At 35.1% G+C, this 24,769-nt stretch carries 13 protein-coding genes; 2 read left to right on the forward strand and 11 right to left on the reverse strand.

Annotated elements, in window-relative coordinates; translation table 11 throughout:
* Positions 1–1,402: 1,402 nt before the first annotated feature.
* The 4 genes from ABEB23_RS16320 to ABEB23_RS16335 all read right to left on the reverse strand — a co-directional run bounded on the left by ABEB23_RS16320 (position 1,403) and on the right by ABEB23_RS16335 (position 9,535).
* Positions 1,403–3,670 carry an aconitate hydratase gene (locus ABEB23_RS16320; protein WP_348813728.1) on the reverse strand — a complete coding sequence of 756 codons (2,268 nt, stop codon included), beginning with the start codon at positions 3,668–3,670 and terminating at the stop codon, positions 1,403–1,405.
* A 126-nt stretch (positions 3,671–3,796) separates the two neighbouring features.
* Positions 3,797–6,580: a bifunctional aconitate hydratase 2/2-methylisocitrate dehydratase gene (locus ABEB23_RS16325; protein WP_348813729.1), complete on the reverse strand. Its 2,784-nt coding sequence runs from the start codon at positions 6,578–6,580 to the stop codon at positions 3,797–3,799.
* 493 nt (positions 6,581–7,073) lie between these two features.
* The gene (locus tag ABEB23_RS16330; RefSeq protein ID WP_348813730.1) at positions 7,074–8,027 is read right to left on the reverse strand and encodes an AAA family ATPase; all 954 of its coding nucleotides are present in this window, start codon (positions 8,025–8,027) and stop codon (positions 7,074–7,076) included.
* Positions 8,028–8,104: 77 nt separating this feature from the next.
* Complete coding sequence (locus ABEB23_RS16335) at positions 8,105–9,535, reverse strand: peptidylprolyl isomerase (protein ID WP_348813731.1); 1,431 nt, start codon at positions 9,533–9,535, stop codon at positions 8,105–8,107.
* Between the two features lie 778 nt (positions 9,536–10,313).
* Between ABEB23_RS16335 and ABEB23_RS16340 the strand changes: the two genes are divergently transcribed.
* Together ABEB23_RS16340 and ABEB23_RS16345 are read left to right on the forward strand one after the other, a co-directional pair.
* Complete coding sequence (locus ABEB23_RS16340) at positions 10,314–11,756, forward strand: alpha-amylase (protein WP_348813732.1); 1,443 nt, start codon at positions 10,314–10,316, stop codon at positions 11,754–11,756.
* Positions 11,757–11,974: 218 nt separating this feature from the next.
* Entirely contained in the window at positions 11,975–13,564 is a 1,590-nt protein-coding gene (locus ABEB23_RS16345; RefSeq protein WP_348813733.1) for a peptide chain release factor 3, read from the forward strand.
* 84 nt (positions 13,565–13,648) lie between these two features.
* On the opposite strand, the gene ABEB23_RS16350 is transcribed toward ABEB23_RS16345, so the two are convergent.
* The 7 genes from ABEB23_RS16350 to rplA all read right to left on the reverse strand — a co-directional run bounded on the left by ABEB23_RS16350 (position 13,649) and on the right by rplA (position 24,768).
* Positions 13,649–13,954: a hypothetical protein gene (locus tag ABEB23_RS16350; protein ID WP_348813734.1), complete on the reverse strand. Its 306-nt coding sequence runs from the start codon at positions 13,952–13,954 to the stop codon at positions 13,649–13,651.
* Positions 13,955–14,260: 306 nt separating this feature from the next.
* Positions 14,261–14,569: a DUF3467 domain-containing protein gene (locus tag ABEB23_RS16355; protein WP_348813735.1), complete on the reverse strand. Its 309-nt coding sequence runs from the start codon at positions 14,567–14,569 to the stop codon at positions 14,261–14,263.
* Positions 14,570–14,572: 3 nt separating this feature from the next.
* Positions 14,573–18,880, reverse strand: coding sequence for a DNA-directed RNA polymerase subunit beta' (gene rpoC, locus ABEB23_RS16360; protein WP_348813736.1), 4,308 nt, complete (start codon positions 18,878–18,880; stop codon positions 14,573–14,575).
* Positions 18,881–19,162: 282 nt separating this feature from the next.
* The gene (gene rpoB / locus ABEB23_RS16365) at positions 19,163–22,975 is read right to left on the reverse strand and encodes a DNA-directed RNA polymerase subunit beta (RefSeq protein ID WP_348813737.1); all 3,813 of its coding nucleotides are present in this window, start codon (positions 22,973–22,975) and stop codon (positions 19,163–19,165) included.
* Positions 22,976–23,097: 122 nt separating this feature from the next.
* Entirely contained in the window at positions 23,098–23,469 is a 372-nt protein-coding gene (rplL, locus tag ABEB23_RS16370; RefSeq protein ID WP_159682329.1) for a 50S ribosomal protein L7/L12, read from the reverse strand.
* A gap of 89 nt (positions 23,470–23,558) precedes the next feature.
* Positions 23,559–24,056, reverse strand: a complete 498-nt coding sequence (gene rplJ / locus ABEB23_RS16375) for a 50S ribosomal protein L10 (protein WP_348813739.1) — start codon at positions 24,054–24,056, stop codon at positions 23,559–23,561.
* A 22-nt stretch (positions 24,057–24,078) separates the two neighbouring features.
* A complete protein-coding gene (gene rplA, locus ABEB23_RS16380) occupies positions 24,079–24,768 on the reverse strand; it encodes a 50S ribosomal protein L1 (protein ID WP_089053851.1) in 690 nt (229 codons plus the stop codon).
* Between the last annotated feature and the right edge of the window lies 1 nt (position 24,769).

The following is a 24,769-nucleotide window of genomic DNA, read 5'->3' on the forward strand; positions in this document are numbered from 1 at the left end:
CAAAAGACTCTTTAGTTTCTTGGACTGTTTCTTTTATCGGCGAAGCGTTAACGACTTCCTGTTTTGGTGTTGCTGTTTCAATAACAACCGGAGCGGTTTCTTTTGCTACTGGAGCTGGAACAAATCCTTCTTTTACAGGAATACTGATTTTTTGACCAATTTTAAGGGATTCTGATGCTAGTATTGGATTTGCTTTTTCCAAATCCGGAACCGAAACACCATATTTTTTTGCGATAGAATACTTGGTTTCATTTTGCAAAACCTCGTAAACGACATTCTCTTTAACCTCTTCAGTAACTTCTTTTATTGGAGCGGCAGCAGCAAGGATTTCCTGTTTTGACGTTTCTCTTTCGGGAACCGTTATTTCTGTTACAACTTTCTCTTCTTGATTCTCAGTTGCAGGGTTGGGTTGGTAACCTTCTTTTACAGGGACATTGATTTTTTGTCCTACTTTTAACCCTGAAGTTTCCAATTTCGGATTGGCTTTATTCAAATCTGTCAGTGTGATTCCATATTGTTTGGCAATACCAAACAGCGTTTCTTTGGCCAGCACTTCATGTATAATTTCTGCTGTTTTTGTTTCTTTTTCAGCTACAGTAGTTTCCTTTTTGCCGTTTTTAGTTGGAATCAACAAAACTGATTTGAGTTTCAAAACCCCTCTACAATCTGGATTTAATTCGTAAATATCGCTGGTTTTAACTTTGTATTTTTGCGCAATACTAGATATGGTTTCGCCTTTTGTAATGGTATGTTTGCTATACTTTTCCTGCGAAAAGACACTAGCACTACACAGGAATACCATCACTAAAATTAATTTGAAATACTTCATTCTACTTTTTTAAATTTTATCCCAATTTTAGTAATAGTAGCGATTTTGGGACACAAAAATCAAAATTCGTCATTTATTCGCCTATAAATACCGATTTTTTCAGGAATTACAAATATACCGATTTTAATAAGTTTGAAAGTTAAATAGATATTAAAATTGAAAAAAAAATCCATCTTTATTTTTTTTCTCAAACAAAAAACTGGTCATACTTGTACTAATATAACTCTCAAAAACAGGTAAAAATTGTGCTGAAATACAATTAAATCCTATTTTTTAATAATGGATCAATTAATTAGGAATAGCCCTGATCGAAGTGAAAAGCCTTTTGAAATGATCTTGTCTTTTTTCTTGACAAAAAAGAGCGACCAGAGGAAGCTCCTTTTTTGTCTTAGAAAAAACAAGAACATGAAAAAGCTTGAAGCGCAGAGCAGGAAAAGCTTCTGAAATATACTTAGAATGAATAAAAAAAGTGTTCAGTAATCAGTCGCAGCCTTTAATTACCGCAAACTAAATTACTAAACACTTTCTGTTTTAAACTGACCACTGTTAAACGGGTCACTATATGCTTCTTAATTACGCTTTTCCAGCAGCAGCAATCAAGTTTAATGCTGAACCAGCAACGAACCAACCAATTTGCCCCTCGTTATACGTATGGTTTGCCAAGATAATATCTTTGCTTCCGTCAGCATGAACGAATTCTAATGTTAATGGTTTTCCTGGAGCAAAATCAACTAAATCTGTAAAGTTGATTGTATCATCTTCCTGGATTTTTTCGTAATCTGCTTCGTTAGCAAAAGTTAATGCTAACATACCTTGTTTTTTCAAGTTTGTTTCGTGGATACGAGCAAATGATTTTACCAATACCGCTTTCACTCCTAAGAAACGAGGCTCCATAGCAGCATGCTCACGAGAAGAACCTTCACCATAGTTATGGTCACCCACAACGATAGATGAAACTCCCGCCGCTTTGTATGCACGAGCAACTGCAGGAACTGCATCATACTCCCCTGTTAATTGGTTTTTAACTGAATTTGTTTTTTCATTGTAAGCGTTTACTGCTCCAATCAACATATTATTTGAAATATTATCTAAGTGACCACGGAAACGCAACCATGGACCAGCCATAGAGATATGATCTGTAGTACATTTTCCGAAAGCTTTTATCAATAATTTAGCTCCAGAAATATTTTTACCGTCCCAAGCTTGGAATGGCGCTAATAACTGCAAACGATCTGATGTTGCACTTACAGCAATTTGAACCCCTGATCCATCAGCAGCCGGTACTTGAAAACCTGCATCTTCTACCGCAAAACCTTTGGTTGGTAATTCATCGCCATAAGGAGCACTCAATTTCACTTCTTCACCATTATCATTAATTAATGTATCAGTCAAAGGATTGAAATCCAAACGTCCTGAAATTGCTAATGCCGCAACCATTTCTGGCGAAGTTACAAACGCATGTGTATTTGGATTACCATCAGCTCTTTTAGAAAAGTTTCTGTTGAATGAGTGAACGATAGTATTTTTTTCACCTTTTTCTGCACCTTCTCTATCCCATTGTCCGATACATGGTCCACAAGCATTTGTAAATACTTTGGTACCCATTTTTTCGAAAGTAGCGATGATTCCATCTCTTTCAATAGTATATCTAATTTGCTCAGAACCAGGATTGATACCGAATTCAGCTTTTGGACTGATCCCTAATTCAACAGCTTGATTCACGATAGACGCAGCACGTGCCATATCTTCGTAGGAAGAGTTAGTACAGGAACCGATTAATCCCCATTCTACTTTTAACGGCCATCCGTTTGCAGCAGCTTCATCTTTCATTTTTGAAACCGGAGTACCTCTATCTGGAGTAAAAGGACCATTAATATGTGGTTCTAATTCAGAAAGGTTGATTTCGATTACTTGATCAAAATAAGTTTCTGGATTTGCATATACTTCTGGATCGGCAGTTAAGTAAGAAGCTACCTTATCAGCAGCATCTACTACATCTTGACGACCTGTTGCAGAGAGATACCTTCTCATTGACTCGTCATAACCAAATGTAGAAGTAGTCGCACCGATTTCGGCACCCATATTACAGATAGTTCCTTTTCCAGTACAAGACATCGAAGTAGCACCTTCTCCAAAATACTCAACAATAGCCCCTGTTCCACCTTTTACAGTAAGAATATCAGCTACTTTCAGGATAACGTCCTTTGGTGCAGTCCAACCAGAGAGTTTTCCAGTCAATTTTACCCCAATTAATTTTGGAAATTTCAATTCCCATGACATTCCTGACATTACATCTACTGCATCAGCTCCACCAACACCAATAGCTAACATTCCTAATCCACCTGCATTAACAGTATGTGAATCTGTACCGATCATTAGACCTCCAGGGAATGCATAGTTCTCTAAAACGATTTGGTGAATAATTCCTGAACCTGGTTTCCAAAAACCAATTCCGTATTTATTAGAAACTGAAGAAAGAAAATCAAAAACTTCTTTGGATTGTGTATTTGCTACAGCTAAATCGCTTGAAGCACCAACTTTTGCCTGAATCAAGTGATCACAGTGCACTGTTGTAGGAACTGCAACTTTTGATTTACCTGCATGCATAAATTGCAACAATGCCATCTGAGCCGTTGCATCTTGACAAGCAACTCTGTCTGGAGCAAAATCCACATAATCCACACCTCTTTTAAAAGTTTGGGTAGGTTGCCCTTCCCAAAGGTGATTGTATAAAATTTTCTCTGTCAATGCAAGCGGACGACCAACTAACTCGCGTGCTTTGTCTACACGAGCTGTCATATTTGCGTACACTTTTTCGATCATTTCTATATCAAAAGCCATAATATAAAGTGTTTTTTTGTTATTCCATTTTAAACATTACAAGGTACAAAAAAATTGAGTAGCTATAAAAAAAAAGCCTGAGTTTATGGCTCAGGCTTTTGAATTATTATTTAACTAATCTTGTGATTATTTAACTAGCAATTTATGTGAAGGTGCAAACTTAGTTAGGTTGATACCTTCTACCGCCGTTTTATATTCTTCAATTGTTGGAGTTCTACCAAGGATTGTAGATAATACTACAACCGGTGTAGACGAAAGTAAAGATTCTCCTTTTTTACCTTCAGTATCTTCAACAACTCTTCCTTGGAAAAGACGCGTAGAAGTTGCCATTACCGTATCTCCTTTGGCCGCTTTTTCTTGGTTACCCATACAAAGGTTACAACCTGGACGTTCTAGATATAGCATTTTTTCGTATGAAGTTCGTGCCGCAGCTTTAGGAACATTATCATCGAATTCGAAACCAGAATATTTTTGTAAAATTTCCCAGTCACCTTCTGCTTTTAATTCATCAACAATATTATAAGTAGGAGGAGCTACAACTAGTGGCGCTTTGAACTCTACTTTACCTTCTTGCTCATCAATATTTTTAAGCATGTGAGCTAGAATTTTCATATCCCCCTTGTGAACCATACAAGATCCGATAAATCCAAGATCTACTTGTTTAACTCCACCGTAGAAAGATAGAGGTCTGATAGTATCGTGAGTATATCTTTTAGAAACATCAGCATTATTTACGTCTGGATCAGCAATCATTGGTTCAGCAATCTGATCAAGATCCACAACCACTTCAGCATAATACTTAGCGTTTGCATCTGGTCTTAAAGCTGGTTTCTCACCTGAAATGATCTCAGCGATTCTCTTATCAGCAATAGCAATCAATCCTTTAAGAACTTGGTTTTTATTGTCCATTCCTTTGTCAATCATGATCTGGATTCTACCTTTCGCCATCTCTAACGATTCAATCAAAGTATAATCTTCAGAAATACAGATAGAAGCTTTTGCTTTCATTTCTGCAGTCCAGTCTGTAAAAGTAAACGCCTGATCTGCATTAAGAGTTCCTAAGTGAACTTCAATAATTCTTCCTTGGAATACATTCTCTCCACCAAATGTTTTAAGCATTTGAGATTGCGTAGCATGAACTACATCACGGAAATCCATATACCCTTTCATATCTCCTTTGAAAGTTACCTTCACAGATTCTGGAATTGGCATTGAGGCTTCACCAGTTGCCAATGCAAGAGCAACCGTTCCTGAGTCAGCACCAAAAGCAACACCTTTAGACATTCTAGTATGAGAGTCACCACCTATGATGATAGCCCACTCGTTTACAGTAATATCATTAAGTACTTTATGAATTACATCCGTCATTGAGTGATAAACACCTTTCGGGTCACGAGCTGTAATCAAACCAAAATCATTCATGAACTTCATTAATCTAGGAATATTTGCCTTAGATTTATTATCCCATACAGAAGCAGTATGACAACCTGATTGGTATGCACCATCAACAATTGGAGAAATAACAGTAGCAGCCATAGACTCTAACTCCTGAGAAGTCATCAAACCAGTTGTGTCTTGCGAACCAACAATATTTACGGTGACACGTACATCTGAACCTGCATGCAATACTTTACCCGGAGTAGTTCCAACAGCATTTGCATTGAATATTTTCTCTACTGCTGTAAGACCTTGCCCTTCATGAGAAATCTCTTTTGATGGAGCATATACAGGCACAATATCAACACCAAGAGTCTTTGAGGCAAATGTTTGCAATTTTTTTCCAAATACAATTGCGTATGAACCACCTGCTTTAATGAATTCCATTTTCTGCGGTGTGAATGCTTTAGAGATGTCGATTAATTCTTTGTCTCCGTTATATAATTTTTTTGATTTTGTATTAATTGTAAGAACCGTTCCTGTTGCCACAGAATATACTTCTTCTAAAACTGGATCGCCACTTTCATTACGAACTACTTCACCATTAGCGTCAGTCTTTTTTACCCAGTTTTTAAGATCCAGTCCAATACCACCAGTTACATCAACTGTTGTAAGGAAAATTGGCGAAATACCGTTTGTTCCTGCAACAATTGGCGCAAAGTTTACAAAAGGAACATAAGGACTTGCTTGTTTACCTGTCCATAATGCCACGTTGTTTACACCTGACATTCTTGAAGAACCAACTCCCATTGTACCTTTTTCTGCAATTAACATCACCGATTTGTCTGGATGTTGTGCTTGAAGCGCCTTAATTTCCTCTTGTGCTTGAGGAGTAATCATACATTTACCATGCAATTCACGATCTGAACGTGAGTGAGCCTGGTTACCTGGAGAAAGTAAATCTGTTGAAATATCTCCCTCACCAGCGATATAAGTAACTACCTTGATTTCTTCAACCACTTCTGGTAGTTTTGTAAAGAACTCAGCCTGAGCGTAACTTTCAATAATTTCTCTAGCGATTTCATTACCGCTTTCAAATGCCTCCTTAAGACGGTCTGTGTCCGCATCATAAAGATATACTTGTGTTTTAAGAACTTTTGCCGCTTCTTTCGCAATAGCTATATCATTGCCTAAAGCTAGATCAAGAAGCACCTCAATAGAAGGACCACCTTTCATATGTGATAATAATTCAAAAGCAAAAGCAGGAGTAATTTCATTTACTACAGATTCGCCAAGAATGATTTCTTTTAAAAATTTAGCTTTCTCACCAGCAGCGCTAGTAGTCCCTGGTATGGTATTGTAGATAAAAAAATTAAGAGAATCTTCTCTATATTCATTATTTACATCTTTAATTTGAGCAATAATTACACTTAACAAATCGGCACCATCAATTGGTTTCGGGTTAAGCCCTTGTTCTTTACGCTCTTCAATTTCTTTAATGTAATCTTTATAAATATTATTATCAAAAGCCATAGTAAATAGGTGTTTTTATTTTTTGTTCGCAAATTTAGGAATTAAAGCTGAGAATTAAAAAAAATATAATAGATGTACCTTTTTCAAAAATTATTATTGTAAAAAAACGATTTTGAGTGCATAATATTGCCAAAAAACCAATTTTTTATTAAAATAATAAATTATCAATATTTAAAAATCTTTTCTTTAACAAAGTCGAAATTATATGTTACAAACAAAGAGAGTTTTTACGTGGTAATTAAGGAAGAATCTTTCTAAATAAGTATTTATAACGTTGTAGTTAATTTGCATCCATGTTAATTATACGTATAACTACTTAAAAATTGAAATAGTAGTTTTAAAATCATTTTATTCATCTTTATTTCATATTGATAATTATAAGGGCGAATAATTGACACAAAAATTATCGTCTTTTTTTTCTAATTTATTCAACCATTAAAAAAAGCCTAACAGGTTAAAATCTGTTAGGCTTTCATAATGAGATTTATATTTTTTACATCAACTTTTGAATAATCATTTCCTCAGTAATACCTTCGGCATCTGCTTTGTAATTCTTAATGATTCTGTGACGCAAAATACCGGTTGCCACTGCTTTTACATCTTCAATATCAGGCGAAAACTTCCCATTGAAAGCAGCGTTAGCCTTGGCTGCCAAAATTAAATTCTGAGAAGCTCTCGGTCCTGCTCCCCAATCTAGATAATTTTTCACAAATTCATTTGACAACGGATTATCCGGTCGCGTTTTACTTACCAGACTTACAGCATATTCTATTACGTTATCAGCAACAGGAATCCTACGAATCAAATGTTGAAAATCGATAATTTCCTGAGCCGTAAACAAAGGATTTATAACAGCTTTAGCATCTGAAGTAGTTTGCTTAACTACCTGCACTTCCTCTAAAAAAGAAGGATACTCCAGTTTAACTGCAAACATAAAACGATCCAGTTGCGCTTCCGGCAATGGATAGGTTCCCTCCTGTTCAATAGGATTCTGGGTTGCCAGAACAAAATAAGGTAAATCCAATTTATAATTCTCTCCCGCTATGGTAACAGAACGTTCCTGCATCGCTTCCAGTAAAGCAGCCTGTGTTTTTGGCGGAGTTCTGTTTATTTCATCAGCCAAAATGATATTTGAAAAAACAGGACCTTTTATAAATTTAAATTGTCTGTTTTCATCTAATATTTCACTTCCCAAAATATCCGAAGGCATCAAATCCGGCGTAAACTGTATTCTTTTAAAATTCAAGCCCAAAGCTTGCGCCAGTGTATTTACCATTAACGTTTTTGCCAATCCCGGGACACCAACCAATAACGCATGCCCTCCCGAAAAAATACAAAGTAAAATTTGATCAATAACTGCATCCTGGCCAACAATAATTTTGGAGATTTCTTCTTTTAGTTCCTTTCTTTTTTGAACTAAACTATGTATTGCTGTTACATCAGACATTTTAAAAGTATTTTAAATTAAAAAGAGTTAGCATTATGAATTCATAAAACTAACTCTTTTTATTTATTTAATAAAAATTATTTTTTCAACCAGTTGTTTGTAAAGCTACAGTCTCTGTACTCCCCAATGATTTTAATGTAAGTCTCTTTAATCTTTTCATCAAACCATTTCCCAACAGTTGCAAATTGTTTTTCCTTTAATGCCAAGTCTTTAATTTTGATATAATCTTTAGCATAATCAGCAGTGTGCTCATTTATCCTATTAGTTACCGTAATTAATTTGTATCTTTTCTTACCTTGTTGTTCTTCCTCTAACAATGGCGCAGAAATTTCTTTATCTTTTAAATTTGAAACCTGCGTATACAAACTAGGATCCATTTTTGTTAATTCGAAACGAGTGTCTTGTGTTTTAGGATTAATCAATGCTCCACCATTTGCTCTGGTTTCTTTTTCATCAGACATAGTCCTTGCCGCTTCCGCAAAAGTAATTTCCTTATCTTCAATCCTTTTTTTGATTAAGGTGATTTTCTCCTTAGCTTCTTTCAACGCCTCTTCTGTTACCGTTGGTGCCAGTAAGATGTGACGCAATTCTATTTCCTGTCCTTTGATTTTTTCTACATAAATAATATGAAAACCGAAAGTAGTTTCAAAAGGAGCAGAAATTTCGCCTTCTCCAAGACTAAAGGCTACATCTTTAAATTCTTTTACAAAAGGCGTTCTTCTATTCATTTTATAATAACCGCCACTTGCTCTCGAACCCGGATCCTGAGAATACAAAACCGCTTTAGTTGCAAAACTTGAACCTTCCTCAATATCTTTTTTAAAACCGTTCAATCTATCAATTACTTTTTGCTTATCAGCATCTGAAATTTTAGGCTCCACAACAATTTGTGCCACTTCCATCTCTGCACCAAAAACAGGAAGATCCGCAGCAGGAATTTTTTTGAAAAAATTACGAACTTCTTCCGGTGTAATTTCTACATCCTCCACAATCTTCTTCATCATCTCAGAAGTCAGCTTGTTTTCTTTTAAGATATCAAATAAATAAGTTCTAAACTCTTCCTCGCTATCCTTTTGGTAATATTGAACTACTTTATCCATAGAACCTAATTGCTCTACCATATAGTTCACCCTGTCCTCCATCATACTTTTTACTTCCGCATCAGTTACCTGAATACTGTCTTGAATTGCCTGATGAGCATACAATTTGTCCTCCAATAATTTCCCCAACATCTGACATCTACTAACGTCTTTGATAGAACCTCCTTGGCTTGTAATTTCCAAATAACCTTTATCAATATCTGAATCCAATATGATGTAATCCCCAACGGTAGCAATAACACCATCTATTTTTAGCTTTTTATTAGATGAAGTTTTAGTAACTGCCACAACTGCACTGTCTTTAATAATTTCTTGTGCACTAATCATAGCGCCAGAAAAAAGTACAAGAAAAAGAGCAAGTACAATTCTGTTTTTCATGAATTTCATCGGTATTGATTTTAATAGCATTTCTCGAATTTTAATTTTATTTAGTATCGCAAAACATCTTTGATTTTTCATCCAATTCTGTTTTACGAAGATTCTGATAATTTTGGTCAAATATACGTTTAAAGAATCAAGAAATCGAATTGTTGTTAAAAACTCAATTCCCTTGTATTCTTTATAGTTATAGCGAACAAAAATAACAATTCAATTACATAATACAAGTTTACTTACTAGTATTAACAAAAAATTATAAAGCACTTATTTATTATTCCGTTTGCCTTATAAATATCAAAGAAATCGAGCTTTGGGTATCAAATGATTTAAAATCCTATTCAACGATTTTTCAATCAGCGATTATTAGAACCTGATTTTTCGTTTATCCTATTAAACCTTCATTTTTGAATTATTTATTTCCCAACACCAATACTTTTTCTCACTAATCAAAAAAAGCAGCCACGAATCTTTGTAAAAAAGTACGTAAAATTCTGATTTCAAACCCCGTTATTAAAAAAGTTCTCAACACTACAACGTTTTCGAAATCAAATAAAAAAGCGTTACTGTAAGACGCTTGAAAATTTATATAAATTAGCAATAAATTATCATTTTTATTAAAATACATACATAAAAATAAATATACAATACCAAAACAATCAATTTAATTTTATTTTAATAAAATTAAAAAATTCAACATCAGACATGAATCCACGAAAACAAAAGAGTCTATTTCATATGATTTATTTATTCTAATATTCTCTTATTGCTATTAACCAAATATATCACTTAACCAAAAACCATTTAACTTATGAAAAAACCAAATTTTAAAATTTACCTATTTTCAGCCCTATTGGTTGGATTTTACTCCTGTAATTCAAATGACGATTTAACATCAGACACCTCACCAACAGCTTCCGCATTCAAGGTAATTAATGTAACCAATCATGACGGACACCCTTTTAGTACAGGAAGTACTTCTTCCTCAAAAACAGGCAGGTATGTTGCTAATCCTGGTGGTGGTGTAATGATGCAAGCATTTTATTGGGATGTTCCTTCGGGAGGAAACTGGTGGAATACGATCAACGCCAAAGTAACCGAATGGTCTAATGCAGGAATAGGATCCATCTGGTTACCTCCAGCATCAAAAGCTCAAAATGGTGCATTTTCTATGGGATATGATCCTACCGATTATTTTGATTTTGGAGATTACAATCAGAATGGTTCATTAGAAACCCGATTTGGATCACGCACCGAATTAGAAAGTTTAATTACCAAGGCACATACCGAAAACATGCAAGTATATGCAGACATTGTAATTAATCATAATAGTGGAGGAGCTTCAGAAAGCAACCCATTTACAGGAACGAACACGTGGACAAATTTCACTGGTGTAGCTTCTGGAAAGTTTCCAAGAACTTATGCTGATTTTTACAAAAATTCCTTTGGCAACAACGACGAAGGTGCCTTTGGGGGATTTCCTGATTTATGCCATGCCGCTCCAAATGTTCAAGACTGGCTTTGGAAAAGAGCTGACGGTGTTGGTAAATACTACAAAAACACCATGCATTTTGATGGCTGGAGATTTGACTACGTAAAAGGTTTTGGCCCTTGGGTCGTAAAAGACTGGAATACAAACGTAGGCGGATTTTCAGTTGGAGAATACTGGGATTCTAACGTCAACACTTTAGAATGGTGGGCCAATAATGCCAACAGCTCCGTTTTTGATTTTGCATGTTATTACAAAATGAATGACGCCTTTGACGGAAACAATCTTAATCTGTTAAATGATGACATGATGTGGAAAAGAAATCCTTTCAAAGCAGTAACTTTTGTTACCAACCACGACACGGATGAAATATGGAACAAACAATTGGCTTACGCCTACATCCTAACCCATGAAGGATATCCTACTATTTTTTACAGAGATTATGAAGAATGGTTGAATAAAGCCAAACTAAACAATCTTATCTGGATTCATAATAACAAAGCAACAGGAACAACTTCTGTTTTATATACTGATAACGATGAATATATTGCCAGAAGAAATGGTTACAACGGAAACCCAGGATTAGTAGTTTACATTAATAATTCTTCATCTTGGCAAGAAAGATGGATACAGACAAACTGGAGCAATGCACAAATCAAAGATTTTACAGGAAATTCAGGCTGGTATCCTACAACCCAGGGAGATAAATGGGTTAAAATTCAATGTCCTCCAAATGGGTATACTGTTTGGTCAATAAACATGTAATAGTTTGTTTGTTTTTGTTTTTTTATATTTGAGGCTGTCCGAATACGACAGCCTCTTTTTTTTATTAAACTATAAACTGAAACCAAATTTGACCTCACAATTCTAGGGCAAAAAACACTACACTTCAGGCAAAGACATTGTAAAGGTATTTTTAGGTAATACATTTTTTTTAATTGGCATTTATAAATAGTACTTTTGCAAACTATTTTACATTAAATATGAGCTTTTTAAAAGAAATACAACGCAGAAGAACTTTCGGTATTATCTCACATCCCGATGCCGGTAAAACAACACTAACAGAAAAACTACTACTTTTTGGTGGTGCAATTCAAGAAGCTGGTGCCGTAAAGAATAATAAAATCAAAAAAGGAGCCACCAGTGACTTTATGGAAATTGAACGTCAAAGAGGGATTTCGGTTTCGACATCCGTTTTAGCATTTAATTATCAAGATAAAAAGATAAATATTCTCGATACGCCAGGACACAAGGATTTTGCAGAAGATACTTTCAGAACCTTAACCGCAGTAGACAGTGTTATCGTAGTAATTGACGTTGCCAAAGGGGTTGAGGAGCAGACCGAAAAATTAGTTGCTGTATGTCGAATGCGAAAAATTCCAATAATTGTATTCATCAATAAATTAGACCGTGAAGGAAAAGATGCTTTCGATCTAATGGATGAAGTGGAACAAAAACTGGGCTTAACCGTTACTCCTTTAAGTTTTCCGATAGGAATGGGATACGATTTTCAGGGAATCTATAATTTATGGGAAGAAAACATTAATTTGTTTAGTGGCGACAGTCGAAAAAACATAGAAGAAACTATCGCTTTTTCGGATGTTAAAAACCCTGAGTTAGAAAAAATTATTGGAGAAAAACCAGCTTATAAATTACGTGAAGAATTAGAACTGATAGACGAAGTGTATCCAAAATTTGATTGTCAGGATTATCTGGACGGAAAACTACAACCTGTATTTTTTGGTTCTGCTTTAAATAATTTTGGAGTAAGAGAGTTATTGGATTGTTTTGTTGAAATTGCACCATCGCCAAGACCTAAGGAATCAGAAACTCGATTAGTTGATCCCAAAGAAGAGAAATTGACTGGATTTGTTTTTAAAATTCACGCCAATATGGATCCTAAACACAGGGACCGTCTTGCTTTTATAAAAATTGTTTCCGGAACTTTTGAAAGAAACAAACCCTATTATCACGTTCGTCAGAAAAAGAATTTAAAATTCTCCAGTCCAAATGCGTTCTTCGCCGAGAAAAAAGAAATTGTGGATATCTCCTATCCTGGTGACATCGTAGGTTTACACGATACCGGGAATTTCAAAATTGGAGACACTTTAACAGAAGGAGAAATAATGAGCTTTAAAGGAATCCCTAGTTTCTCTCCGGAGCATTTCAGATATATTAATAACGCAGATCCAATGAAAGCCAAACAACTCGATAAAGGAATCGATCAGTTGATGGATGAAGGTGTGGCACAGTTATTTACACTGGAAATGAACAACAGAAAAATTATTGGAACTGTTGGTGCTCTTCAATATGAGGTTATTCAATATCGTTTAGAGCATGAATACGGAGCAAAATGTACCTATGAAAATTTTCCGGTTCACAAAGCATGCTGGGTAAAACCTAATGATCCAAAAAGTGAAGAGTTTAAAGAATTCAGAAGAATTAAACAAAAATTCTTAGCCCATGATAAATACGGGCAATTAGTATTTCTTGCCGATTCTGATTTTACAATTCAAATGACACAAAGTAAATTCCCGAATGTAAAATTATATTTCACTTCGGAATTTGAATAATCTTTAAAGATTTACCTAAAATAAAAAAAACGCTAATTCAAAAAATTAGCGTTTTTTTATAGAATTAATTATCCACCTAACTGATTATGTCACTGTACATTCGGCATTAACTGCTTTCTGCAAAAATGCTTTAATCAGCACTCTATTAGGAGCCATCCCAGAAGTCAAAATTTGTATTTTCGCATCGGTTTCCTCAGTTGAAATTGTAGTATTAGGATCTTGTTTGGATCCCATAAACCAAAGAAGAAAATTTATATTGTTAGTTGAAATTGTTGAAGGACTCTCCTGATTTGTCGTACTGGAATTTTCCTTCCCACCAATACTAAAACTTTTTTCATCAGACTGCCCATAAACAGAAACATTAGATAGTAAAACAACGATTAACAACATAAAAATGCTGTTTCTCTGTTTATTACAATTATGTTTTAAAAAATAATTCATCTCTATTTATCTTTACTGAATAAAACATGACTACCTCATATTCAATGGCTAAGCTATATCAATAAATTTCAAATAAAAAATATTTTCGACGAATCGTATTAATAATCGTCTAATTGACAACATCTTACCATTAACAAATTTTAATTCCTATTATTAGCTGTAAGACTCCAATTAACTTTGGACTTAGTAGTCAACTTTTTCAGGACAACAACAAAAAAAAAGGCTCCATTTCTGGAGCCTTTTTTACTATTGTGATTATGCTTGTCCTGCAGGACCAAAATTTAGAGGAATTGGAGTTTGTTCAGTGTCTTTTATTTCGCCATGAGCGACTTCAAAACGGTGAATATTCTCTCCAATAGCTTTCAACAATCTTTTGGCATGTTGCGGTGTCAAGACGATTCTTGATTTAACCTTGGCTTTTGGTATACCTGGCATAATACTTACAAAATCTAAAACGAATTCTGACGATGAGTGATTGATGATAGCCAAATTAGAATAAATTCCTTCAGCTGTTTTTTCATCTAACTCAATGTTGATTTGCTCTTGTTGATTAGAATTAGCCATATCTTAGTAAATATACTCTTCTTTATTAGCCATCATTTCATTGTAATCTTCTTTAGAACCTACAATTGTATGATCATATTCTCTCATACCGGTACCGGCAGGGATTCTGTGACCTACAATTACATTTTCTTTCAATCCTTCTAAGTAATCTACTTTACCTGCAACTGCAGCTTCGTTTAATACTTTAGTAGTTTCTTGGAAAGAAGCCGCTGAGATGAATGATTTCGTTTGAAGAGATGCTCTTGTAATACCTTGTAAAACTGGTGTTGCAGTTGCTGTGATTACATCACGGGCTACAACAAGATTTTTATCAGTACGTTTTAATAAAGAGTTTTCATCACGTAATTGACGAGGTGTAATAATTTGACCCGGTTTTAAATTAGCCGAATCACCAGCATCCTCAACTACTTTCATACCATATAAATTATCATTTTGAACGATAAAATCTTTAGTATGGATTAATTGATCTTCAAGGAATAATGTATCCCCTGGATCTTGCACTCTTACTTTACGCATCATTTGACGTATTACTACCTCAAAGTGTTTGTCGTTAATTTTTACCCCTTGCAAACGGTAAACCTCTTGAATTTCATTAACCAAATACTGTTGTACAGCAGCTGGACCTTGAATTCTCAAGATATCATCAGGAGTAATTGCTCCGTCAGACAATGGAACACCCGCTCTTACGAAGTCATTTTCCTGAACAAGGATTTGACTTGAAAGTTTCACTAGGTACTTTTTAACTTCACCAAATTTAGATTCAATAACAATCTCTCTGTTTCCTCTTTTGATTTTTCCAAAAGAAACAACACCGTCAATCTCTGAAACTACTGCTGGGTTTGAAGGATTACGAGCCTCTAACAACTCTGTAATTCTTGGTAAACCTCCTGTAATATCTCCTGATTTAGAAGAACGACGTGGGATTTTCACCAATACTTTACCTGCTTTAATTTTCTCCCCGTTTTCAACCATCAAGTGGGCTCCAACCGGTAAGTTATAAGAACGGATTAATTCACCCTCTTTACCGTAAACCAATAAAGTAGGAATTAATTTTTTGTTTCTGGCTTCTGAAATTACTTTTTCCTGGAATCCGGTTTGCTCATCAATTTCAACCATGAATGATTGACCTTGCTCTAAATCTTCGTAAGCAATTTTACCCGTAAATTCTGAAACAATAACTCCATTATATGGATCCCATTTACAGATTACATCTCCTTTTACAACAGACTGACCGTCTTTTACAAAAATACTTGATCCGTAAGGAATATTATTGGTACTTAATAAAATACCTGTTTTTTCGTCAATTAATTTTAATTCAGTAGAACGAGACACAACAATATCAACTGCATTTCCTTCATTGTCTTCACCTTTAACAGTTTTTAAATCTTCGATTTCAAGTTTACCATTAAATCTTGTAATGATGCTTGATTCTTCAGAGATACCACCCGCAACCCCACCGACGTGGAATGTACGCAATGTCAACTGTGTACCTGGCTCACCAATAGACTGTGCAGCAATAACACCAACTGCTTCACCTCTTTGCGTCATTTTTCCGGTAGCTAAGTTTCTACCGTAACATTTAGCACAAATTCCTTTTAAAGCCTCACATGTTAATGGAGAACGTACTTCAACTTTCTCCACTGGAGAAGCTTCAATAGTTTTCATTATTGCTTCAGTGATTTGTTGTCCTGATGCAACTAACACTTCATTATTCAAAGGATTAATTACATCTTGCAATGCAACACGTCCTAAGATTCTTTCTCCTAATGATTCAACGATTTCTTCGTTTTTCTTCAAAGCAGAAACTTCAACACCTCTTAATGTACCACAATCCTCGATGTTAACAATAACATCTTGAGAAACGTCATGTAACCTTCTTGTCAAGTATCCAGCATCCGCTGTTTTAAGAGCCGTATCCGCAAGACCTTTACGAGCACCGTGAGTAGAGATAAAGTACTCAAGGATAGAAAGACCTTCTTTAAAGTTCGAAAGAATCGGGTTTTCAATAATTTCACCACCACCAGCATTCGATTTTTTAGGCTTAGCCATCAAACCACGCATACCGGTTAACTGACGAATTTGTTCTTTGGAACCCCTCGCTCCAGAATCAAGCATCATATACACAGAGTTGAAACCTTGTTGGTCTTCTCTAATGTTTTTCATTGCCAATTCTGTTAATTGAGCATTGGTTGAAGTCCATACGTCAATAACTTGGTTGTAACGTTCGTTATTGGTAATAAGACCCATATTATAATTAGCTGAAATACCTTCCACTTGCGCTCTGGCATCTGCAATTAATTCTCCTTTTCTTTCTGGAATTTTGATATCTCCCAATGAGAATGACAAACCTCCTTTGAAGGCAAATTTGTATCCCATATCTTTCATGTTATCCAAGAAACCTGCCGTAGTAGGAACATCAGTAACGCTTAATACGTGACCGATAATATCTCTAAGGTTTTTCTTAGTCAATACATCATTGATATAACCTGCAGCTTCTGGTACTACCTCATTAAACAATACACGACCTGCCGTAGTTTTAATGATTTGGTAAACCAATTCTCCAGCTTCATTAAAATCTTTTGCTCTGATTTTCACAGAAGCATTTAATTCTAATCGGCCTTCATTCAATGCAATGTTTACTTCTTCTGCAGAATAGAAAGTTAAGCCTTCACCTAAAATTTTCAATTCTGGAGTAGACAAACGCTCTTTGGTCATATAATATAGACCAAGTACCATGTCCTGAGAAGGTACAGTAATCGGAGCACCATTAGCAGGATTCAAGATATTATGAGAAGCCAACATTAACAATTGCGCTTCCAAAATAGCTTCTGGTCCCAACGGTAAGTGAACCGCCATTTGATCCCCATCAAAATCCGCATTAAATGCAGTACAAACTAAAGGGTGCAATTGGATTGCTTTTCCTTCAATTAATTTTGGTTGGAATGCTTGAATACCTAATCTGTGCAAAGTAGGAGCACGGTTTAGTAATATTGGGTGACCCTTGATTACATTCTCAAGAATATCCCAAACTACAGGCTCTTTTTTGTCTATTATTTTTTTAGCTGATTTTACAGTTTTTACAATACCTCTTTCAATCAATTTACGGATAACGAAAGGTTTGTATAATTCAGATGCCATATCTTTCGGGATACCACATTCGAACAATTTCAATTCAGGTCCAACAACAATTACCGAACGAGCAGAATAATCCACACGTTTTCCAAGTAAATTTTGACGGAAACGTCCTTGTTTACCTTTTAAGGAATCAGATAATGATTTTAATGGTCTGTTTGATTCCGTTTTTACTGCAGATGCTTTACGAGTATTATCGAAAAGTGAATCTACAGACTCTTGCAACATACGTTTCTCGTTTCTCAAGATTACTTCAGGAGCTTTAATCTCCATTAATCTTTTCAAACGGTTGTTACGTATAATTACACGACGGTATAAGTCATTCAAATCTGAAGTTGCAAAACGACCTCCATCAAGTGGCACAAGCGGACGCAATTCTGGTGGTATAACAGGCACCACTTTCATAATCATCCATTCTGGACGGTTCTCACGGTTCAAGTTAGACTCACGGAAAGATTCAACTACTTGTAATCTTTTTAACGCTTCAGTTTTACGTTGTTTAGACGTTTCATTATTAGCACTGTGTCTTAATTGGTATGACAAAGAATCAAGATCAATTCTTGCCAATAAATCCATAATACACTCTGCTCCCATTTTGGCAACAAATTTATTAGGATCAAAATCATCAAGATACTGATTGTCTGCAGGAAGGGTATCTAAGATATTTAAATATTCTTCTTCAGTCAAAAAGTCCAATCTTTGGATTGATTCACCATCTGCATTTTTGGCGATACCTGCTTGGATTACTACATATCTTTCGTAGTAAATAATCATATCTAATTTCTTAGATGGAAGTCCAAGGATGTAACCAATTTTATTTGGAAGTGAACGGAAATACCAGATATGAGCAATTGGCACAACAAGGTTGATGTGTCCTACTCTGTCTCTACGTACTTTTTTCTCCGTAACTTCAACACCACAACGGTCACAAATGATCCCTTTATAGCGAATTCTTTTATATTTACCACAAGCACATTCAAAATCTTTTACAGGACCGAAAATTCTTTCGCAGAAAAGACCATCACGCTCTGGTTTATGCGTTCTGTAGTTGATAGTCTCTGGCTTTAATACTTCACCTCTTGATTCTTTCAAGATAGATTCAGGAGAAGCTAGTCCTATCGAAATTTTGTTAAACCTTTTTACCGGGTTTTTATCTTTATTATTTCTATTATTCATCATAGTTTTTACTATTGATTTATTTGCAATTAAAAAATTGATTTTAGATTTATGATTTACCTTGAACTACTAAGCTAATCGCTCAAAAAAAGATAGATCATTAAGCTAATACCTCGGATTACTTCTCTAAACTTCAAATAAAATTTTGAAGTGCTATTTATAAAACCCTCTTGAGTTTACATAAAAAATCGGAACGGGTTACGGGTATAAATCCTAAAAACTCTTATAAATGAGTAATCAGTTTTCAGATATTGCTATCCGAAAACTGAAAACTAAACTTTAATATTATTCTTCTAATCTAATGTCTAATCCAAGACCTTTCAATTCATGCATTAATACATTGAATGATTCAGGCAATCCTGGTTCCGGCATAGATTCTCCCTTAACGATTGCTTCGTAAGTTTTAGCTCTACCAATAACATCATCAGATTTCACAGTCAAGATTTCTCTAAGAGTACTTGATGCTCCATAAGCTTCAAGTGCCCAAACCTCCATCTCTCCAAAACGTTGACCTCCAAATTGAGCTTTACCTCCAAGTGGTTGTTGTGTAATCAACGAGTATGGTCCGATTGAACGTGCGTGCATCTTATCATCAACCATGTGTCCTAATTTCAACATATAGATAACACCCACAGTTGCTGCTTGATGGAAACGTTCTCCCGTTCCTCCATCATAAAGATGTGTATGTCCAAAACGTGGTACTCCAGCCTCATCAGTCAATGCATTGATCTGATCTAAAGATGCACCGTCGAAAATTGGTGTAGCAAATTTTCTACCCAAGTTTTGACCAGCCCAACCTAAAACAGTCTCATAAATTTGACCAATGTTCATACGTGATGGTACCCCAAGTGGATTCAACACGATATCAACAGGTGTTCCGTCTTCAAGGAAAGGCATATCTTCATGACGAACGATACGAGCAACGATACCTTTGTTACCGTGACGTCCTGCCATTTTATCCCCAACTTTCAGCTTACGTTTTTTAGCGATATACACTTTAGCTAATTTCAAAATTCCAGCTGGCAATTCATCTCCTACTGTAATAGTAAATTTCTCTCTACGTAGCGCACCTTGTAAGTCGTTCAATTTAATTTTATAGTTATGAATTAAATCATTAACCATTTTATTGGTTACATCATCTGCAACCCATTGACCTTTACTTAAGTGAGCGAAATCTTCAACAGCGTAAAGCATTTTTTGAGTATATTTTTTACCTTTTGGTAAAACTTCTTCACCCAAATCATTCATTACACCTTGAGAGGTTTTTCCGTTTACGATCAAGAAAAGTTTTTCAACCAATTTGTCTTTTAATTCAACAAATTTAACTTCAAACTCCATTTCAAGTGCTCCTAAAGCATCTTTATCCTGAGTACGTTTACGTTTATCTTTTACTGCTCTTGCAAATAATTTTTTGTCTAAAACAACACCGTGCAAAGATGGAGACGCTTTTAATGAAGCATCTTTTACATCACCTGCTTTATCCCCGAAGATTGCACGAAGCAATTTCTCTTCCGGAGTAGGGTCTGATTCTCCTTTTGGTGTAATTTTTCCGATAAGAATGTCGCCAGGTTTAACTTCAGCTCCAATTCTGATCATACCATTTTCATCTAAATCTTTAGTAGCTTCTTCAGAAACGTTTGGAATATCATTCGTTAATTCTTCGTTACCTAATTTAGTATCTCTAACTTCCAATGAATAATCATCTACGTGGATAGAGGTAAAAATATCGTCACGAACTACTTTTTCAGAAATTACAATCGCATCCTCGAAGTTGTATCCTTTCCATGGCATGAACGCAACTTTTAGGTTTCTACCTAAAGCTAATTCTCCATTTTGAGTTGCATATCCTTCAGACAATACTTGACCAAGAGATACTCTGTCACCTTTTCTTACGATAGGCTTCAAGTTGATACTTGTTCCTTGATTGGTTTTTCTAAATTTAATTAGATTGTATGTTTTTTCATCAGGCTCAAAACTCACCATTCTTTCTTCTTCAGAACGATCGTATTTGATAGTGATGATATTAGCATCTACATATTCTACTGTTCCGTCTCCTTCAGCGTTAATTAAAACTCTAGAATCAGAAGCAACTTGACGCTCCAATCCAGTTCCAACAATAGGCGCTTCCGGACGAATTAATGGTACAGCCTGACGCATCATGTTAGATCCCATCAAGGCTCTATTCGCATCATCATGTTCCAAGAACGGAATCAAAGAAGCAGAAATAGAAGCAATTTGATTTGGAGCAACGTCTGTATAATCAACATTAATTGGTTCAATTACTGGGAAATCACCTTCTTGACGAGCAATTACGTTATCTGCAGTAATTTTTCCTGTTGCATCCATCTCGATGTTTGCTTGCGCAATCATCATTCCTTCTTCTTCTTCAGCACTTAAGTAAATTGGAGTAGACTCTAAATCTACAGCTCCATTAGTTACTTTACGGTAAGGTGTTTCGATGAAACCCATTCCGTTTACTTTAGCATAAACACCAAGAGAAGAAATCAAACCAATGTTTGGTCCCTCAGGAGTTTCAATCGGACATAAACGACCGTAATGCGTATAGTGAACGTCACGTACCTCGAAACCGGCTCTCTCTCTTGAAAGTCCACCTGGTCCTAGTGCAGATAATCTTCTTTTGTGCGTAATCTCAGCCAATGGATTTGTTTGGTCCATAAATTGAGATAACTGGTTTGTTCCAAAGAAAGAGTTGATAACAGATGATAATGTTTTAGCATTAATCAAATCAATCGGTGTAAACACCTCGTTATCTCTAACGTTCATTCTTTCTCTAATGGTTCTCGCCATACGCGCTAAACCAACACCGAATTGTTGAGACAATTGTTCACCAACTGTTCTAACACGACGGTTTGATAAGTGATCAATATCATCAATCTCAGCTTTAGAGTTGATTAATTCAATCAAATATTTTACAATGGTAATGATATCTTCCTTAGTAAGCACTTGCTTTTCCATCGGGATATCCAAACCAAGTTTTTTGTTCATTCTATAACGACCTACTTCACCTAAGTTATAACGTTGGTCAGAGAAGAACAATTTATCTATAATACCACGAGCAGTTTCTTCATCAGGCGGTTCTGCGTTACGCAATTGTCTGTAGATATGCTCAACAGCTTCTTTTTCAGAGTTTGTTGGATCTTTTTGTAATGTATTATGAATAATTGCATAATCACCTTGATTAGCATCTTCTTTATGCAACAAAATAGATTTAACGTTTGAATCAATGATTTCTTCCACATTATCTTTGTCGATAATGGTATCTCTATCAAGGATAATTTCGTTACGTTCGATAGAAACTACTTCACCAGTATCTTCATCTACGAAATCTTCATGCCATGTATTCAATACACGCGCAGCTAATTTTCTACCGATATATTTTTTAAGTCCTGTTTTAGAAACTTTAATTTCCTCAGCAAGGTCAAAAATTTCAAGGATATCTTTATCTCTTTCAAAACCAATAGCTCTAAAAAGAGTAGTAACAGGTAATTTTTTCTTTCTATCGATATACGCGTACATAACGCTATTAATATCTGTAGAAAATTCTATCCAAGAACCTTTAAAAGGAATTACTCTGGCAGAATATAATTTGGTTCCATTTGCATGGAATGATTGTCCAAAGAAAACACCTGGAGATCGGTGTAGTTGCGAAACAACAACACGTTCAGCACCATTGATAACAAAAGTACCACTCGGCGTCATATAAGGAATTGTACCAAGATAAACATCCTGAACAATAGTTTCAAAATCTTCGTGCTCTGGATCTGTACAATATAGTTTTAACCTTGCTTTTAAAGGCACACTATACGTTAGACCTCTTTCTATACATTCTTGAATTGTATAACGTGGTGGATCTACAAAATAATCTAGGAATTCCAATACAAAGTTATTTCTTGTATCTGTAATTGGAAAGTTTTCCATGAAGGTGTTGTATAACCCTTCGTTGCCTCTTTCATCAGATTTAGTTTCTAATTGAAAAAAATCTTTAAAAGATTTAACCTGAACATCTAGAAAATCCGGATAGTCAGGAATGTTTTTTGTAGAGGCAAAATTCAATCTTTCAGTCTGATTTGTTATCATCAATGGACAAAATTTTGATTAAAAAAAAATAAAATAAACGTATAAATTTATTATACGAAAAAGGGTTTAGGTCTTTGGATACTTATCCAAGACCTAAACCTAGTTCTCAAAACCGAGTTTAACTATTTAAGCTCAACAACAGCTCCAGCTTCTTCTAAAGATTTTTTAAGCCCTTCAGCTTCTTCTTTAGAAACACCTTCTTTTACATTACTTGGTGCGCTATCAACTACATCTTTAGCTTCTTTCAAACCTAAACCTGTAAGTTCTTTAACTAATTTTACAACTGCTAATTTAGAAGCACCAGCTTCTTTCAATACAACTGTAAATTCTGTTTGAGCTTCTTCAGCAGCACCTTCACCACCACCAGCAGCAACTACTACAGCTGCAGCAGCTGGTTCGATACCATACTCGTCTTTTAATATTGTAGCTAATTCGTTAACTTCTTTTACTGTTAAATTAACTAATTGTTCTGCGAATTGTTTCAAATCTGCCATTTTTTCTATCGTTTTAAAATGATTTGTAAAATATAATTTATTTATTGTGCGCGTTTTTTAAATAAAAACTTAGAATAACTTCGTTTTTATTATGCTTCTGCTTCTTCGCTTGCGAATTGATTTTGAAGTGCAGAAATAACTCTTTGTGCTGGTGATTGAAGCAATCCAATGATTTCGCCGATAAGCTCTTCTTTAGATTTAATAGTTGCCAAGGCATCTAATTGATCATCTCCAATGTAAATTTCAGAATTAATATAAGCTCCTTTTAATACAGGTTTTGTTGATTTTTTTCTGAAATCTTTAATTATTTTTCCAGGTGCATTTGCAACATCTGAAATAAATATAGCGCTATTACCTGTCAATACAGAAGGTAAATCACCATAATCATTATCAGAAGCTTCCATTGCTTTTGCAAGCAAAGTGTTTTTTACAACCTCTAATTTTATACCTGCTTTAAAGCAAGCTCTTCTTAAACTTGAAGTTGTTTCTGCATTTAGTCCAGAAATATCAGATACATAAATAATATTTGTACCAGCTAACTGTGCAGTTAAATCTTCAATCGCGATTGATTTTTCTTCTCTAGTCATACTAAAAATTATTAACTACCAATTATACTGCTTTAGGATCCAATGCAATAGCTGGACTCATTGTGCTTGTAAGGTGTATACCTTTAATGTAGGTACCTTTAGCAGCAGTTGGTTTAAGTTTGATTAATGTTTGAATAATTTCGTGTGCATTGTCATAAATTTGCTCAGCTCCAAAAGAAACTTTACCAATTCCTGCATGTACGATACCAGTTTTATCAACTTTGAAATCGATTTTACCAGCTTTAACTTCTTGAACAGCTTTTGCAACATCCATAGTTACAGTACCTGTTTTAGGGTTTGGCATTAAACCTCTAGGTCCTAAAATACGACCTAATGGACCTAATTTACCCATAACAGCAGGCATAGTGATGATTACATCAACATCTGTCCAACCGTCTTTAATTTTTTGTAAATAATCGTCAAGACCTACATAGTCTGCACCAGCTTCTTTAGCTTCCGCTTCTTTATCTGGAGTAACCAATGCTAATACTTTAACGTCTTTACCAGTTCCATGAGGTAATGTTACTACACCTCTAACCATTTGATTCGCTTTTCTTGGATCAACACCCAAACGAACTGCGATATCAACAGACTCATCAAATTTTGCAGAAGCAATAACTTTAATTAATGCAGCAGCATCTTTTAAAGTATATAATTTGTTCTTTTCAATTTTTGAAGCAGCCTCTTTTTGCTTTTTTGTCAATTTTGCCATG

Origin of the sequence: Flavobacterium maritimum (assembly GCF_040049085.1) — a bacterium.
GTDB classification, from domain to species: Bacteria; Bacteroidota; Bacteroidia; order Flavobacteriales; family Flavobacteriaceae; genus Flavobacterium; species Flavobacterium maritimum.